The sequence below is a fragment of the Micromonospora sp. CNZ322 genome (genome assembly GCF_007827755.1).
This window is the reverse complement of sequence record NZ_VITD01000005.1, coordinates 242230-259333: the sequence shown is the minus strand read 5'-3', so window position 1 is coordinate 259333 and position 17104 is coordinate 242230. Positions and strand designations below refer to the sequence as shown.

The window sequence follows — 17104 nt, the reverse complement described above, 5'->3', positions numbered from 1 at the left end:
TCGTAGACCAGACCTGGCCGTGGTACAAACTGCCCGTACCAGCATCTGTACCCAACGTCAGCAACCGGTGACGCCGCGAGGTCGGGCTGGATTCGTCGGGTCAGCGCTGGTTGTCGAGGGGTTCGGCCGACGGGTGCCGCCGCTCCGGTCCATCCGGTTCGGGCTGACCGTTGAGCACCTGGCCGATCAGCTCACGCAGCTCGTCGATCGCGTCCACCACGGCGCCCGGGTCGCGCGCGTCACGCCGTCCACGCTGACGCGGCACCTGCCGATCCAGTCGGGCCGGCTCCGGCGCGCGGGGGCCTCGGCGACCGTCGGCCGCCAACTGCTCGGCCGCGACCCGCGGCCACAGCGCGGCCAGTCGGCCGCCGGTGTCGAGCACGTCGTCGCAGCGCAGCGCGAACTCGTGGCTGCCGAACCGGCGACCCGACTCGACTGCCGCGACCGTCTCCCGGCTGAACCGCACCAGGTCCGCCAGGGCTCGTTGGGTCAGGCCCCGTTGGACGCGGCAGTCGCGCAACTCCCGTCGGAACCGCTGACTGGCCGCAGAGTGAGCCGAGCTCGACGGGGACGTGTGCTCCATGCGCTCACCTTCGTGGAACGGACATTCAGCGGTAGACGCCAGATCGAGATTGGCCGATGAGCTGAACATTCACAGAGGGCAATTCTTAACCCAGGAACCGATGGGTGTGAAGACGTTCACCGGTATGGATCGTCGGGAAAAGCGGGAAAGGTGCGCGCGGGACCCGGCGCCGGCACCGACGTGCGCCGGGTGGAACGGGTCGACCCCGGTCCACCCCACCCTCGGCCCGTCCGCAGGTCAGCGCCGCTGGCGCCCGGGCCCGCTCACGCGGCGTGCACTTCGGCCGTCGCGCCATCCCGTGCCGCCGACACGTCCGCAGGCGCCGGGACGTCGATTGTCGCGAGCAGCGTGCGGTGCGCACGAAACGCGACATTGGGTTTGTACGAGCGATGTTGCTCCGGTGACAACCTCAGCCCGGGAATGGCTTCGGCGAGCCGGCTGAGGGCGATTCCGGCTTCAAGTCGCGCCAATCCCGCGCCGATGCAGAAATGGGGACCGTGGCCGAACGACAGGTGATTGCCCACGTCGGCCCGGTGGGGGTCGAACCGGTCCGGGTCATGGAACGCCGCTGGGTCCCGGTTCGCCGCTCCGATCAACAGCAGGCAACGCGCCCCGGCGGGGACCGTCACCGTCCCCACCGTGACATCCCGGGTGGTCACCCGCAGCCAGCCGTCGATGGCGGGCGCGAACCGCAGCGTCTCGCCCACGAAGGCGGGGACGAGCCCCGGGTCCGCGGTGATCGCCGACCAGCGCTGGGGAGCGGACAGGGCCTGGTCGAGGGCGTGCGCGAGCAACCCGGCGGTGGTCTCGTGGCCCGCGACCAGGAGATTGAAGGCAAGGCTCGCCACCTCGGGCACCGTCAGAACGCTGTCGTCGTCGTCGCGGTAGTCCAGGGCGCGGCTGATGAAGTCCTCGCCCCGGTGTCCACTGTCCACCCGCTGGCGGACCAGGTCCTCGCAGTAGTGCCAGAACTCCAGCAGGCCCTGGGCCAGGCGTACCTGCTCGGCCGGGTCCGGCTGCCCCCAGATGAGGGCGATCTGCCCGTCCGCCCAGCTCCGGATCCGTCCGATGTCGGCGTCGGGCACCCCGAGGATGTCCAGGACCACCAGCAGGGGAAGTTCGGTCGCGAACTCCGGGATCAGGTCGACCTGATCGCCCTCACGGGCGGCGAGACGGGACACCAGCTGGTCGACCCGGCGTCGGATGATCGCCCCGTACTCGGCCTCGACCCGCTCGGCGGTGTTCGCGAAGGTCGCCCGTAGGGCCCGCCGGGTGCGCGGGTGCGTCGGTGGGTCCGCGGCGGCCGTCGTGGGTGGCGCGTCGATCTGCATGATGACGTTCAGTGCCGGTGGACACACCTCGTAGATCGGGGCGAGAGTGAGGGCGTTGGCGAATGTCGTGGCGTCGGCGAGGGCCCGCCGGACGTCCGCGTGCCGGCTGATCAACCACAGGCCCAGATCCTCGGCGTAGTGCACCCCGTCGGGATCGTCGAGAATGCGTCGCCACATGCTTGCCGGATCGGTGAGATAGACCCCGGTGAACGGATTCAACCGCATGGAAAGCCTCCTGGTGCACGCGGCGCGAAACCGGCAGCGCCCCCATTTGGCGATCCACTTCAGCCGGGCCGATAATGGCGTGCATCTGCCTCTGGCTCTTTACGGTGCGCTGGCCGGCCGTACAAGTCAAGATTGATTCTTGTCTATTTATTTGTCGGCATAATTGCGTGTTGCAACAGCCGGGCGAACCTGGCCAGATGCAAGTTGCGGCTCGGTCCTTGCCCTCAAGCCGACCCGGCCGAACGGTGCAATCAACTCGCCGCTTTCGCTCACGACCGGGGAAACGACCCCCGAGACGAGGAGTGACGCCGGAGTCCGCTCACCGACCGCGCCGGCGCTGACGGAAGGGGCCGACCCCTGGGTGGGGGGAGCGGGCCCGCGACGCCCGTCCACGCGTCGCGGGGGTTCCGGCCCACGCCGGAACCCCCGCGCTTTCTTCTTGTCGGAACGGCCCCGCTCAGCGAGCGGCGGTCAGGGCGCCCACGGGGCGGCGATGTTCCAGGTGCTGTCGGCGGTCCATGACGTCGGCGTGTTGTACGCGTCGCCGCCGGCGCCGTTGCTGAGCCAGACCTCCGCGTTGTAGTGCCGCAGGTATTTACCTCGGAAGTTGTACGACTCCAGAGACACGCCGGTGCCGGTCAGCCCGGTACGGGCGCACCAGGTGGCGTCGGCGCGCAGCAGCGCGGAGCCGTCGTCCGGCGAGTTGCGGACCCGGGAGTTCTGGTGGCGCAGGTACTGCCCGGGAAAGTTGACCGACTCGAACGAGTAGCAGCCGGCACCGGCCAGACCGGGCCGGATCGTGTACGTGGCGTCGGCCTTGAGCAGGCTGGAACTCGCGGCGTCGACCACCTCCGTGTAGGCCAGGCTGTCCTGGTGACGGAGGTAGCGGTTGGTGAAGCCGGGTGTGGTCACCTGCAACGACCGGCGGGTGTTGACCGGCAGGGCGACGGGCCCCGAACTGCCGATGGCCTTCGAGGCGTTGATCACGGCGGTGTTGGCGGCGCGCACCCGCGCCTGGTCCATTTTGATCACTTGCCGGTCGTAGGTGAGGAACCCGTTCAGCTCACCCTCCAGGTCGGTGATCTCGGTGTAGATCGAGGCGCTGAGCCCCTTGCCGAGCATCAGGTTCTGGGTGCCCTGCACCAGCCCCACGTACCGGTCGGTGAGGGCGTTCGAACTGGACTGCCACTCGTACGCGAAGAAGCTGCCGTTCGGGCTGTACTCGTGGCCCGGCGTGTGCAGGCCCAGGCCGCCGAACTCACCGAGCACCGCGATCCGGCTGCTCGACGGTACGGGGGAGTCCGGGCCGAGGTAGACGTGCCAGTCGTCGATGTCGCCGTTGCCGGGGTTGCCGAGGGACTGACAGCAGTTGTGGCCGCTGTGCGGGTTGACCAGACGCGTCGGGTCCTGGTTCTTGATGTTCTGCGCGACCCGCCGGGTGTCGGCGAGGGAGCGCTCGCCCCAGCCCTCGTTGTAGGGCGTGTACGCGATCACGGCGGGTGAGCTGCGGTGCTCGTCGACGATCTCGCGTGCCTCGGCCTCGAACTGCGCCTGCTGGGCGTCGGTGGGGTCGACGTCCTGTGCGGTCAGTGACGGGATGTCCTGCCAGACCAGCAGGCCGAGCCGGTCTGCGTGGTAGAACCAGCGCTGCGGCTCGACCTTGATGTGCTTGCGCACCATGTTGAAGCCCAGGTCCTTGTGCTTCTGCAGGTCGAAGGCGAGGGCGGCGTCGGTCGGGGCGGTGTAGAGCCCGTCCGGCCAGTAGCCCTGGTCGAGGGTGCCGACCTGGAAAACGAACTGGCCGTTGAGCTTGGGGCGTAGCACCCCGTTGACCAGGCCGGTGGTGATCTCCCGCATGCCGAAGTAGTGGGTGGTCCGGTCCACCGGGGCGCCGGTGGTGCCGCGCAGTGTCACCCGGAGGTTGTAGAGGAACGGGTCGTCGGGTGACCAGCGGCGGGCGTTGGGCACCGGCACGCTGAAGTCGGTGAAGCCGCCGGTGGCCGAGCCGACCACTGTGGTGCCGTTCAGCGCCTCGGCGAGCACGCTGTGGCCGCTCACGTCGCCCCTGGTGAAGACCCGGACCCGCAGCGTGTTGTTGCTCAGGTTCGGGTAGACGTCCACGCTGCTGATCGAGGCGGCCGGCACCGGCTCCATCCACACCGTCTGCCAGATGCCGGAGCTGGGGGTGTAGAAGATCCCGCCAGGTGTCTTGGTCTGCTTGCCGATGGCGGGCAGGCTGCCGTTCTGCCGGGTGTCGGTGGGATCCCAGACCTTGACGACGATCTCGTTCGTCCCGGTGGTGAGCTGGGGCGTCACGTCGAAGGTGAAGGCGTCGTAGCCGCCGGTGTGCGCGCCGACGCGGACACCGTTGACCCAGACGGTGCTCTGCCAGTCGACGGCGCCGAAGTGCAGCAGCGTGCGCCGACCCGACCAGTTCGCCGGGATGGTGACGGTGCGTCGGTAGAACAGGTAGTTGCGGTTGTCGTTGGCGGCCCGCTGGATGCCGGACAGGGCGCTCTCCACCGGGAAGGGCACGTTGACCCGCTCGGGCAGGTTCGTGCCGAACTGCGGGGCGTCGTCGGTCGTCGACTGGCGTAGCTGCCACTCGCCGTTGAGGTTGAGCCAGTCCGGCCGCGTCATCTGGGGTCGCGGGTACTCGGGAAGTGGTGTGCCGGCCAGCGCCTGGCTGGTCCAGGGGGTGCTCAGTGGCGGCGTCTTGGCCGGTGCGGCGTACGCCGACGAGGCGGGCGCGGCGAGAACGCCGGCGACCAGGGCGATGGCGAGCAGCAGTGGCAGGGCAGGGCGGATGGGGACGTGACGTGTCATGCCGTCTCCGGGGGAGGAGTCGCCGCGGGCGGTGCAGCCAGGCCCGAAGCGCGTGGGTGGTGGGCATCGGGTGGTCATTGACGGGGGACGGGCGTCAGCGACGGATGTCGGTGGGATCTCCACACGCCAACGGTGACCGGCATATTGACATCCATCATCACCTGTATAACGTTATAGAGCCGCGCCGACCCTCCCGTCAATGCCTGTTCATCAATGTCCGGTCGGCCCGCCGGTCGAATTCGCGAGAGGTTGGGGATGGGCGTCAACCTGAAGGACATCGCCCAGCGCGCCGGTGTCTCCCTGGCCACTGTCTCGAACGTGGTGAACGGGTACCGGCCGGTGGGGGAGCGGACCCGACAACGGGTGCAGCAGGCGATCGACGAACTCGGCTACAGCCCCAACCTCGGTGCCCGGCATCTCCGTCGGGGCCGTACCGGTCTGATCGCCCTGGCCGTCCCGGAACTGACCAACCCGTACTTCGCCGAGCTCGCCGAGATCGCCATCTCCGAGGCCGCCGCGCTCGGCTACACACTCGTCATGGAGAACACCGCCGCGGACCGGGAGGCGGAACTGGCGCTCCTCGACGGCTCGCGACAGCGCATCATCGACGGCCTGATCCTCAGCCCGGTGCGCATCGGCCGGGAGGAGGTGCTGGCCCGGACGGCCGGCAGCCCACTGGTGCTGATCGGCGAGGGCGTCTACGACGTGCCACACGACCACATCGCCATCGACAACGTCGCCGCCAGCCACGCGGCTATCCGGCATCTCGTGGCGATCGGCCGCCGCCGGATAGCGTTCATCGGCGCCACCCCGGGCGGTGACCGACAGTCGGCCCACCTGCGGGTCCGGGGTTACCGGGAGGCACTGGCGGCCGCCGGCCTGCCGTACCGACCAGTGTTGGTCGCCGGCACCGACGCGTTCGGTCGGCTCGACGGCATGCGCGCAATGCGTGACCTGCTCGCCCTCGGTGACCCGCCGGACGCGGTGTTCGGTTACAACGACCTGGTCGCCATCGGCGCGCTGCGGGCGCTGGCCGAGGCCGGTCACCGGGTGCCCGAGGACGTCGCGGTGGTCGGGATCGACGACATCGAGGAGGGACGGTTCACTACCCCGACTCTCACCACGATCGCCCCGGACAAGAGGGAGATCGGCCGTCTCGCGGTACGCCGCCTCATCGCCCGCATCGAGGGCGCGGAGGTCGCGGGGCCGCTGACCGTGCAGACACCGTTCCGGCTTCTCCGCCGGGAGAGCACCGGCACGCCGGACGCCTGACCACCGGTCGCCCGCGAGCCTCGCGCCGCGCCGCGCGAGATCCATACCGCCGGTGGTACGACCCAGAGAGGATGACCCACTAGATCCATAATCCTCAATATGATGACCGCTATCTCGACTGCGGTGCGCTCACGAGGCGCGCCATCCTGATGCGGAGGAATGCATGGTTCGCTGGCGTACCCTCACTGGCCTGCTGGCCACCGCGTTGGCCGCGGTGACCGCGGCCAGCCTCACCCTCACCGCGCCGGCCGCCGCGGCCGACAGCCCCGTGACGCCGAACGTCGTCGGCGGCACCCGCGCCGCTCAGGGCGAGTTCCCGTTCATGGTGCGTCTCTCGATGGGCTGCGGCGGGGCGCTGTACAGCCCCCGGCTGGTGCTCACCGCGGCACACTGCGTGGGCGCGACCGGCACCAACACCAGCATCACCGCGACGCTCGGGACGGTCGACCTCCAGTCGTCCAGCCGGATCACCGTCCGGTCCAACTACGTCTACCGTGCCCCCGGCTACAACGGCGCCGGCCGCGACTGGGCGCTGATCCGGCTGGCCAGCCCCGTCACCGGGCTGAGCACGCTGCCGATCGCCAGCACCACCGCGTACGACAGCGGCACCTTCACCGTGGCCGGTTGGGGCGCCGCCCGCGAGGGCGGCGGCCAGCAGCGGTACCTGCTCAAGGCGAACGTGCCGTTCGTCAGCGACTCCACCTGCAACGCCAACTACGGCGGGGATCTCATCCCCGCCCAGGAGATCTGCGCCGGCTACGCCAGCGGCGGCACGGACACCTGCCAGGGTGACTCGGGCGGCCCGATGTTCCGCCGCGACGCCTCCAACGCCTGGATCCAGGTCGGCATCGTCAGCTGGGGCAACGGCTGCGCCCGGCCCAACTACCCGGGTGTCTACACCCAGGTGAGCTACTTCGCCTCGTCGATCGCCTCGGCTGCGGCGAGCCTCGGCGGCTGACCGTACGACGGGACGGCCAGCCAGCGCGCCGGTCGCCCCGCCACCGCTCGGGCGGCCCGGACGACACGGTCCGGGTCGCCCGTTCGTGCCGTCCCGGGTGGGCGGCGAGTGGGCCACCCGACAGATTCGGCGGGCCGTCCGTGCGCCGTCAGCCGCAGCGGCGATGATGGGCCGGTGAAGATCCTGTCCATCCAGTCGTCGGTCGCCTACGGTCACGTCGGCAACTCGGCGGCGGCCTTTCCGCTGCAACGCCTCGGGCACGAGGTCTGGCCGGTCCTGACGGTGCACTTCTCCAACCACACCGGGTACGGCGCGTGGCGGGGCCCGATGCTCCCGGCGGCAGACGTGGCGGAGGTGATCGCGGGCATCGAGGACCGCGGTGTCCTCGGCAGCGCCGACGCGGTGCTCTCCGGCTACCAGGGCGACCCGGCCGTGGGCGCGGTGATCCTGGACGCGGTGGCGACTGTGAAGGCGACCAACCCGGCCGCTGTGTACTGCTGCGACCCGGTGATGGGCGACGCCGGTCGGGGCATGTTCGTCCGGCCGGGAATTCCGGAGTACCTACGGGACACCGTCGTGCCCCGCGCGGACATCATCACGCCGAACCACTTCGAGCTGGACTTCCTCGCCGGTCGCACCACGAACTCACTGGCCGAGGTGCTCGACGCGGTCGACGTGGTGCGCGCGACCGGGCCACGACACGTCCTGGTGACCAGCGTGCTCCACGGCGACCTGCCGCCGGACTCGCTGGAGGTGGTGGCGGTCTCCGACGAGGGCGCCTGGGCGGTGACCACGCCGCTGCTGCCGATCAACCCGAACGGTGGCGGCGACGTCACCGCGGCGCTTTACCTCGCACACCTGTGGACGACCGGCTCACCCGCGACCGCGCTGGAACGCACCATCGCCTCCGTCTACGCCGTGCTCGAGGCCACTCTCGCGGCGGGCACCCGGGAGATCCAGCTGATCGCGGCACAGGACGTCATCGCCGACCCGCCGGCACGGTTCACCGCCCGCCGGCTGCGCTGACGGCGGGTCGCTGACCGCGGACGGGCTGCGTTTGACGGCGGTCGCTGACCGCGGACCGGTGGCGGTCAGCGACCCTCGGGAACGGCCATCTCGCCGAGCAGCGACCAGTCCTCCTGCGGCACCGTGGCGTTCACGATCCGCGGCGTCTCGGCCAGGTACCGCGGCAGGGTCTCCTGGGCCGTGCGGAAATGCGCGGACTGGACGTGGGCCCCGCCGGCCTGGTCGTCGCGAAACGCCTCGACCAGCACGTACTCACTGGGATCGTCCACGCTGCGGGACCAGTCGAACCACAGGCAGCCCGGCTCCGCCCGGGTCGCCTCGGTGAACTCGGCGGCGATCTGCGGCCACCGGTCGGCGTGCTCGGCCAGGACCCTGAACTTGGCGGTAATGAAGATCATGGCCCCAGGCTACCCAGCCGGGCGGGCGCGGGCGACGACCTCCTCGGGGGTCAACGGCGCCTTCGGGTGGTGCGTCAGGCACAGCGGGGTGCGCACCTTCACGAACGAGAACCCCTCCCCGGCCGCGTAGAACTCACCGCTGTTGAGCAGGCCGATGTCCGGCAGTCGCCCGCCCTTGGCCTCGGCGAGCTGCCGGGCCGCGTCGATCTGCGCCGGCGCGTTGAGCAGCCCGAAGAACTGCGTCGTCGCGTTGCCGGAGATCTGGTTGTGCAGACCCTTGGGCGCCTGGGTGGCGAAGACCAGCCCGAGGCCGTACTTGCGGGCCTGCGAGGCCAGCGCGATCGAGCTGGCGGTGCAGGCCGTGGTGCCGGTCGAGGGCGCGAGCGTCTGCGCCTCGTCCATCACGAACAGCCCGCCCAGCGGTCGGTCACCGGCGGGGTGCCGCTTGATCCACGCGAAGAGCGCCATCTGCAACTGGTTGACGAAGCTCTGCCGCTCCTGGTCGGAGGTGAGGCCGACAAAGCTGATCACCGACACCCGGGCCCGCCGCCCCGCCGACGGCGTCAGCAGCAGCCCCGGGTCGGCCGGCGCGCCGACCCCGCCGAAGAGCGGATCGGTGACCATCGCCGCCTTGAGCGCCTCGGCCAACTCCTCGGCGAGCTTCCCGGCGCGGGCCAGCCGGCTGACCCCCTCGGGCAGATCGGTGAGGAACTCGGTGAAGCCGGGCAGGCCGACCATCCCGCTGCGCGCGTACGCCTGGAGGGCCTCGGTGAGGACGGCCTTGCCCTGCTGGGCGAGCCGGCTGGAGCGGTCCACGCCCGCCCGTGGCGCGAGTGCCTCCACGGCGGAGCGGACGGCCTGGTCGAACTCGTCGGGCCAGTCCCGCAGGGAGGTGAAGTCGGGCAGCGGCTGGAAGCTCAGCGGCCGACCGGCGGTGACCCGGGGCGTCCACACCACCACCTCGGTGTGTGCGAGGTAGTCGGCGGCGAGTTCGGCGTCGCCGGGGCCCCAGCCGCCGGGCGGGTCGGGCCACGGGTCGCCGAGCCGGGCCAGGTCGTTGTTGGGGTCGAGCACGATCGCGGAGACCCCCTCGCGGGCACACTCCTCGACCAGCCGGCGGATCAGCACGGTCTTGCCCGAGCCGGACCCGGCGAACACGACCGCGTGGCGGCGCAACGACTCCAGGGGCACCGTGAAGGGGTGACCGCCGTCGACGGTCCGCCCCAGCCCGACGGCCCGACCGCCCTCGCCGACCACGAGGTCGGCCGGGTCGGTGGGTACGGACTCGGCGGCCGCGCCGGTCGACATGCCAGCGGGGACGTCGGCTTCCGACACGTTCGTCGGGTCGGATTCGGGGCCACCCGACGATGGCTCGTCGTCGTCGGGCGTCGGCGGCTGGGCATCGCCGCGCGTCCCGTCGGGCCCGGGCAGGACCGCGCGGAACAGCTCGGTGCCGCTGGCCGGACGGCGGGCCACCAGCCACTCCTGCAAGGCCGTGGACGGTTCGGCCGCCATCACCCGCAGCGCCGCGAAGACCCGCAGGTCCGCCTCCGGCACGGCACACCGCACGCCGCCTGCCGCGTCGAAGCCGGTCAACACCTCGGTCGTACGCTTCCCGGTCGGCCACGGACCGTTACGCAGCAGGATCAGCCGCCGTTGTGGCAGGTCCCGGTCCAACCCGGCGAGGGTGCAGGCGGCCTTGACCCGGGCGGTGACGGCGATGGCATTGGGGTGTGCGATCGCCCGGAAGCACCAGTGCGCCTCGTTCTCGGTGGCCTCGTCGAGCACCTCGATGAGCCGCCCGTGCAGCGCGGGCTTGCGGCCGGGCGGCGGATCGTACTTGTAGGTGGCGCCGGTCGGCGCCTGCTCGGCGATCCAGGCGGCCAGGCCGGCGGCGAGCAGCCGCGGCATCTGCTCGTCCTCGCCCTTCGGGTCGACGGCGGCCGACACGTCCGCAGCCTCGACCAGTTCGGCGAACCGCGCGTCCAACTCGTGCAGGCGGCGCTCGTCCGTCGTCGGATCGGCGGAAGCGCCACGGGCGGTGCTGACCGTCGGCGTCGAGCCGGCGCCGTCGATGAGCCGGTCCAGCTCGACCACCTCGTCGCGATCACGGCACCAGGCGATGTGGCGGTCCACCCGGCGGAGCAGGGCGCGTGGCGTCAGGGTGGGTGCGTCGGCGAAGGCGGCCGGGGCGATCGGCCAGGTGGGGTGCGGTGGTCCGAAGTACATGCCCGCGAAGGCGGCGGCGAGGCGCTTCGACACGATGGCCTGCCCGATCTCCGGGGTGGGGATCCGGTCCGGCAGGGTCGCCGTACGGAAGCGGTCAGCGACCGGGGTGGGCGCCGTGCGGGTCAACAGCACCCAGGTGTCCGGCAGGCACGAGACGACGACCAGCGTGCGGCGGGTGATGTCGCGGAGCTTGAGCAGGCCGTCGGCGATCGGGCCGAGCACCCTGGCCTGGCCGTCCTCCAGCCCCTGATGCTGGTTGAGCAGTGAGGTGCTGGTCTGGGCGAACAGCGTGTCGAGCTGGTCCACGGCGATGACAGTGGGGTCCAGGGTCAGGGCCATCAGCCGGGAGATGTCCTGCACGACCTGCTGCGGGGTGCGGATCGCGGCGCTCAACCCCCACGCCGCCCGGGCGGCCGAGTCACCCGGTTCGGAGATCAGGTGGGCGTAACCGACGTCCTGTGCCTCGAAGTCGATGGCACCGTGCAGGACGAGCGCCCGCGCGGTGTCCTGGGCGTCCCGCCCAACCTCCCGATCGCGCTCGCGCAGCGCCCAGATGAAGGTGTCGAGCTGCGCACGGGTCACCGGTCGGGCGCCGGCGACCGCGTCGCGGACCTCCACCGGCAGGCCGAGCTGGGGGGTGAGTCGACGCAGGAAGGTCTTCAACTGGGTGCCCCAGCCGACGTGGGGGCGGCCCATCCCCTCCACCAGGGCCAGGGCCACGCTCTCCCAGAACGTCTTGCCACTGACCATGTCGACCAGGAAGAAGTAGCCGCCGTCGCCCTGGATCCGTTCGCGGACCGCCCCGAGCAGGTGCGTCTTGCCGGCGCCCGCGCGGCCCTGCATGGCCACCCCGAGCGGCATGCTCGTGTCGTCGGTGCGGGCCCGTGCCACCCCGCGCAGGATCTCCGCGGCCACCTTCTCGTGCAGCTCCGGCACGTTGTGCGGGCTGGGTCGCCAGACGTCGTCGGGGGTGACCGCCGGGTTGAGACTGACCGCTTCCAGCGCGGCCCGCTGGTCGTCCGAGATCATGCCGGGCCGATCGCCAGGGCGTGGTTGTCCTCGTTCCCGATGCGGACGGCCGCAGCCCGGTCCCGTGCGGTCAGTGACTTGGTGTTCGCCACCGGGATGATGCGGACGTCCTCCCGGCCGACCATCGCCCGCAACGCCGCGTCGAGGGCGGCTCGATCGGTGTCGGCGAGCCGGTCGCGGACGTCGGCGAGGCCCACCCAGGCGCCCGGCGCGGTGGCCAGATCCCGGTACGCCGAGCGAACCGATGCCTCCACCTCCGCCGCGGACACCGGCGCCGCAGCAGCCGGTGTCGCGGTCTTCGTGGGTGCCGGTGCCTCGTCTCGCGGCTCGCTGGTCGCCGGGGCGGCCGTTGCCTCGGTCTGCTTGAAGAAATCGCCGTGGCTGACCCGCAGCCGGTCCAACGAGCGGTGCAGGTTGGACAGGACGACGAACAGGGACCGGGTCGTCGAGCCACCCTGTTTCGGCGGCGCGGCAGTGTGCAGCTGGCGTGCCACCCGCCAGCCCTGCTCGGTCAGCTCGTGGGCGAAGGGCCGGTGCGTCCGATCGGTGTCCACCAGGCCCAGGTCGACGAGCTTCGTGTTGTCCTTGCCGGTCAGCGTGAAACCGGCCAGCTCTTTCAGCTCGACGTTGGTGAGTCGGCGTGCCTCGACCATCAGCACCACGAGGGCGTTGATCTGGTTCGGCGTCAGGTGCGGGACGTCCGCCGGGCTCGTCATGATGTCTCATCTCCGTGGGGGTGCGTGCCGCCCGCGCGTCGCCGGGCCAGCAGCCGACGGATCCCGTCGACCACCGCCGGCGCGTCGGTGAGCACCTGCTCGTTGGTGAAGCGGAGCACGTCCAGCCCGAGGAGTTGCAGCTGTACGTCTCTCCGCCGGTCGTTGGCGAAAGCGATTCGCCCACGATGCTCCGGGCCGTCCACCTCGACCGCAAGACCCTCCGTGGGCCAAAACAGATCCAGACGGTACGCCGTGGCCAGGACGTGCCACTCGTAGGTCTGGTTCCACCGCCGGCCCCGCGCCCAGTCGTGCGGTGCGAGCGCACGTTCCAACGCCTGCTCGGCAGCGCTGTCACGGCGGGGCACGCCGGCGATCGGCGGCCAGGCCAGCACCGTCGACTCCGGCTCGGCGGCGAGCGCCGGAAGCCGTTCGGTCGTGCTGGCCAGCTCGGCGAATCGCGCTGGCACCGGCATGGGCACCGAGCGCACCCGGTCGGCGTGTCGCAGCGGCCCGCCGGCCAACCACACAGTGAAGCCACCGTGCCGCACGAGCCACTCGGCGGCGGCCACCAGCGTCCGCTCGGCGTCGGCGTCGGCGTCGGGCAGGGCCACGACGAGCACGCAGCTCTGCCGGTCGTACGCGTCGGCGATCACCCGGGCGAGCCCGGCGGCGCGTACCCCCGGGGCGAAGCGGGACCGGCCGCCGGGGTGGTGCGGGCCGCGCAGTCCTCGCTCGGCGAGGTCGGCCAGGAACGGGCCGAAGTGCCGGGAGCGTGCGGCGGTACGGGCCGCGAGTGCCCGCACCACCGCCACGCCGAGCGTGCCCTCGCCGTCGACATGGTCGGCCCCCGTCAGCCAGCGGGGGAACATCGCGAGGGCCGCGGTGTCCAGTTCGTCGAGCACTGTGTCCACGAGGTCACCGAGAGGACGTGTCACAGTGGGCCGGTAGTGCACGATCGCGGGTGCTGCCGGTGGCAACGGGTCGAGTGCCACCCGCAGCAGCTCCGGCTCGATGCCCGGCAGGTGACTGACCCGCCCCGTCGGCGGGGCAGCCCACCAGGCTCCGCTGGCGTCGCCGTTGGCCCGGACGGGGTGCGCCATGGCGGCACCCTACGACACGGGCGGGCGCGCCCGGGACCCTTCGGTAGCGAGGCGGTGCGCGCGCGGCTCAGCGCAGCCGGCGGATGTCGCCGTACGCGCGGTAGTAACCACCGCGGCTGGACTCGCGCACCTCGGTCACCAGGTAGCGGGCGCCCGGCTCGCGAATCCCCTTGGGGAACTGCACCGACCAGTCGCGCCGGTAACCGTCGGAGAGCACCTGAATCCGCAGCCGCCCCCGGTCGTCCAGGCACTGCACGACCACGCCCGCGCCCGAGTCGCTGGTCACCTCGACGATCGTCGGCTGCACCGGCTGGGGCGCCTGGCGGGGGGCCTTGACGTCGCGTACCTCGGGCACGTTCCCGGCCTGCGCCGCGCGGATCGCCGGCTCGCTCGCGTCGATGCAGGCCAGATGCCCGCCGGTGGTGACGACGTAGAGCCGGTCGTCGTGGTACTGCATGGAGTACGCCGAGCCGCAGCCGGTGCCGAGCTTCCACAGCCGGGTGCCCGCCGCGTCGAAGCAGTAGATCGAGGACTGGCTGTCACCGGCGAAGACGTACTCGCCGCCCTCGGCGGTGGCGCAGGAGAAGACCGGGGCGTCGCACAGATAGGCGCGTTCGCGGCGGCCCGACTTGGACAGCCGCACCACCTCGCGGCTGCTGGTGCCGGCGAAGACACTGCCGTGCTCCTGCCAGCCGAAGAGCACCGAACCGGTACTGGTGTGCCACAGTTCGCTGCCGGTGCGCCACTCGTAGCCGGTCACGCCCTGCGAGTGGCCGTGGTAGATCGCGTCGTCGTCGCACCGCACCATCCAGGCCGAACGCCCCCGCCCGGGGCGACGCCACAGGAACTCGTCCTCGTGGTCGACGGCGGTGATCCCGCCGTCGGCGTCGGAGACGCCGAGGACGCCGTCGTGGATGTCCAGCCAGTAGATGTCGATCTCCGGGGCGATCGCGTACGCCACGCGGGGCACCTTGCCGGACAGGTCATAGACGTTCCCGTCGTCGCAGCCGGCGTAGATCCAGGCGTCGTCGGCGACGATGCACTTCACCCCGTCGGGAAGGCGGACCTGGCTGCGCACCTGGGCGTGGTGGTCGAGCGTGGTGATGACTCCGTGCTCGTTGCCGACCATGCAGTGCTGCCCGTCGACAGAGATGCCGAAGGCGGGGGCGCCGGAGTCGTAGCGCCAGAGCACCGGGGCGGTGTGGGCGGTGGAGCGGGTGCTCACGATCTGCCGCCGTGACACGGTGCGCTTCTGGCGGACGCCGGGGACCGCCGGCGCGTAGCCCTTGCGGACCTTCTCCCCGATCTTCTTCGCCGCGGCGGCCCGGGCGCGGGCGTTGTCCGGATAGGCACTCGCCTTCACCTGCCCCTGGTCGCCGATCCGGCCGTAGCGCACCGTCAGCGTGGCGTTGTCGACGATGACCTCGTAGAACTTGTGCGCACCGTCCACTTCGGACAGTTCGAGGTAGGTCGTCTCCTGGGACATGGGGGGCCTCCGAGGGTCAGCGAGCGGCGCGATCCGGCCGGCGCGGCGACAGTGCCCACACGTTAACGGCGTCCCCCGACAGAATCGGCTGACGCTGACGGCTGGGCCCGTGTGACGCGTCGGTCTGGTCGGCGACTCCCGCCGTGCCCGCCGAGGGCGGGCCACCCCGCCCCGGGTCAGCCCTGGCGCAGGACGCGCGCGATGGCGGTCGCGACGGCCGTGGTCAATACCCATCCCGACAAGATCAGGCCCCAGGCCACCCATCGGGCACCGCTGTCGAAGCGCCAGGTCGAGTCCTGCCCGAGGCTCACCACCGGAATCAGAAGGTCCACCGAGTAGACGAGTGAGTGGAACTGCGGTGGCTTCTCCACTGCGGCGATGGCGCTCTCGCCGATCGGCGTGAAGACGGACCACCCCAGGGCCGTCAGCCCGATCAGCCAGACCGAAGCGAGCCAGGTGCGGTAGCCGTAGCCCACGGTGGCCCACAGGATCCCCGACCATATTCTTGAGATCCCTCTGACCTCCTTCGCGCGGGCGTGTTGTTTCCGGTAACCGACGACACGTGCCTCGTGCTCCTGGCCGGCGCGCCGGTACGCCGCGATCAGTTGTTCGTACGGCTGCGGGCGGTAGTTGGTGTCACCCCTGGTGAGCCACTTGATCCTCTCGCGGACGGTGACCGGTTGGGGTGAACTCAACCGGTCGTACGAGAACCCGTCGAGCACGATGACGGCGGGCCAGGTGCTCGGGTTGTCCGTCACCACCCGGGCAGACACGTTCGTCATGTCGAGCGTCGCCGGAGGTTGTGCGAAGTCGAGGTCGACCATTCCTGCAGACGTCCCGGACAGGTCGACCAGGCTCGGGTCGGCGGCTGAGTCAGCCGCACCAGGAGCAAAAGTCGCCGTGTCGAACGAGACCGCCCCCTCCACGCTGGCGAAACACAGACCGATCGCCCCGTCCGACCGAAACTCCTGGTCACATCTGATGTCCCTGGTGACCTTGAGCCCGTACGCCTGCAGGCTGGTGGGGCGGTCTTTCAACCTCTTGCGTGTCGACCCCCGGTGCGGTTGGGTCAGTGCGACGCCACTCAACAGGATGGACCCACCGACCCTGGCGTTGTCGAGAATGATCCGTCCCTCGACGGTAGCGGCTCGTCGTGTGGCGTCCGCATCGAACCAGAGGCCCTCATCAATTTCCGCGCGCTCGGCCTGCAGGCACACGTCGTTTGGACTGTGCAGATCCGCGCCGCGGAAGATGGCGGCTCCGCCGATCTGGGCGCCGATCATGCGAATCTGACCGGAGACGACCGTCTTGGCGAAGGACACGTTACTTCTGACGGCCATCTGGCTCGCGCGGACCGCGTGCGAGGAACTACGGAGATCGCACTCTCGGAAGTGGAGCACGCCGTCGATCTGGGCGTAGCGCAGATCAATCGTCTCGGTGCTGACGACCCGAACCATGCTGACCGATCCTCGGACCCTCATTCCGGTGGCGTCGAGCCCGGGAATTGTCGAGTCCGCCAGTGACAGACTCAGCAGGTTGGCGTCGCAGAGCCGGGGAGCCTGGTCGAATTTGCACCAGTCGAAAGTCAGTGGGTAGCCGATGTCGAGGCCGGTCAGGACCAACTCGCCGACGATGGATGCTCCGATGAGGTGGATCGTGCGGATCTCGCCGGGCAATCCCTTGACTTGGCCGGTGACGAGCCGCTCCAGAAAATCCGCACGTACCGTCTTGTCAGCGATCGACCTCCCGTCAGCGGGCGTGCGGGTGGCGCAGACGGCCAGTATCAGCCGCTCCATTGGAAGAAAGTCCGGGATCGGGCCGTCGCTTGTGGAACGTGGCTGTGGCACATCCATTCGAACTATTCTTCTGACGACGACATGAGAGGGCAATGACCCATCAATGCCTCAACCGTGGGCCGATCGTCC

General features: G+C 70.7%; 12 protein-coding genes. 3 read left to right on the top strand and 9 right to left on the bottom strand.

Going from position 1 to position 17104, the window contains the following annotated elements; all coding sequences use genetic code 11:
• Positions 1-100 precede the first annotated feature (100 nt).
• The 3 genes from FB453_RS15130 to FB453_RS15120 all read right to left on the bottom strand — a co-directional run bounded on the left by FB453_RS15130 (position 101) and on the right by FB453_RS15120 (position 4965).
• Positions 101-583 (bottom strand): helix-turn-helix domain-containing protein, encoded by a 483-nt coding sequence (locus FB453_RS15130; protein ID WP_186718289.1) that lies wholly within the window; start codon positions 581-583, stop codon positions 101-103.
• A 263-nt stretch (positions 584-846) separates the two neighbouring features.
• Entirely contained in the window at positions 847-2139 is a 1293-nt protein-coding gene (locus FB453_RS15125) for a cytochrome P450 (protein WP_145790765.1), read from the bottom strand.
• A 471-nt stretch (positions 2140-2610) separates the two neighbouring features.
• Positions 2611-4965, bottom strand: a complete 2355-nt coding sequence (locus FB453_RS15120) for an AbfB domain-containing protein (RefSeq protein ID WP_145790763.1) — start codon at positions 4963-4965, stop codon at positions 2611-2613.
• A 255-nt stretch (positions 4966-5220) separates the two neighbouring features.
• Between FB453_RS15120 and FB453_RS15115 the strand changes: the two genes are divergently transcribed.
• From FB453_RS15115 to pdxY, 3 genes are all read left to right on the top strand, one after another.
• On the top strand, positions 5221-6237 hold the full coding sequence (locus tag FB453_RS15115; RefSeq protein WP_145790761.1) for a LacI family DNA-binding transcriptional regulator: 1017 nt from the start codon (positions 5221-5223) through the stop codon (positions 6235-6237).
• Positions 6238-6400: 163 nt separating this feature from the next.
• Positions 6401-7195 (top strand): S1 family peptidase, encoded by a 795-nt coding sequence (locus tag FB453_RS15110; RefSeq protein ID WP_112584497.1) that lies wholly within the window; start codon positions 6401-6403, stop codon positions 7193-7195.
• 174 nt (positions 7196-7369) lie between these two features.
• Positions 7370-8221: a pyridoxal kinase PdxY gene (pdxY, locus tag FB453_RS15105; protein ID WP_145790758.1), complete on the top strand. Its 852-nt coding sequence runs from the start codon at positions 7370-7372 to the stop codon at positions 8219-8221.
• Positions 8222-8286: 65 nt separating this feature from the next.
• Here the strand turns inward: pdxY and FB453_RS15100 are convergent, their stop codons facing one another.
• From FB453_RS15100 to FB453_RS15075, 6 genes are all read right to left on the bottom strand, one after another.
• Positions 8287-8619, bottom strand: a complete 333-nt coding sequence (locus FB453_RS15100) for a putative quinol monooxygenase (protein WP_145790756.1) — start codon at positions 8617-8619, stop codon at positions 8287-8289.
• A gap of 9 nt (positions 8620-8628) precedes the next feature.
• Positions 8629-11877 (bottom strand): helicase HerA domain-containing protein, encoded by a 3249-nt coding sequence (locus tag FB453_RS15095; protein WP_145790754.1) that lies wholly within the window; start codon positions 11875-11877, stop codon positions 8629-8631.
• A complete protein-coding gene (locus tag FB453_RS15090; RefSeq protein ID WP_145790751.1) occupies positions 11874-12593 on the bottom strand; it encodes a hypothetical protein in 720 nt (239 codons plus the stop codon). Before FB453_RS15090 ends, FB453_RS15095 begins: the two co-directional genes overlap by 4 nt.
• A complete protein-coding gene (locus tag FB453_RS15085) occupies positions 12590-13693 on the bottom strand; it encodes a DUF559 domain-containing protein (RefSeq protein WP_145790749.1) in 1104 nt (367 codons plus the stop codon). The genes FB453_RS15090 and FB453_RS15085 overlap by 4 nt, the downstream gene beginning before the upstream one ends.
• Before the next feature lie 67 nt (positions 13694-13760).
• A complete protein-coding gene (locus tag FB453_RS15080; protein WP_145790747.1) occupies positions 13761-15179 on the bottom strand; it encodes a WGR domain-containing protein in 1419 nt (472 codons plus the stop codon).
• A gap of 176 nt (positions 15180-15355) precedes the next feature.
• Entirely contained in the window at positions 15356-17032 is a 1677-nt protein-coding gene (locus FB453_RS15075) for a hypothetical protein (RefSeq protein ID WP_145790745.1), read from the bottom strand.
• Positions 17033-17104 lie beyond the last annotated feature (72 nt).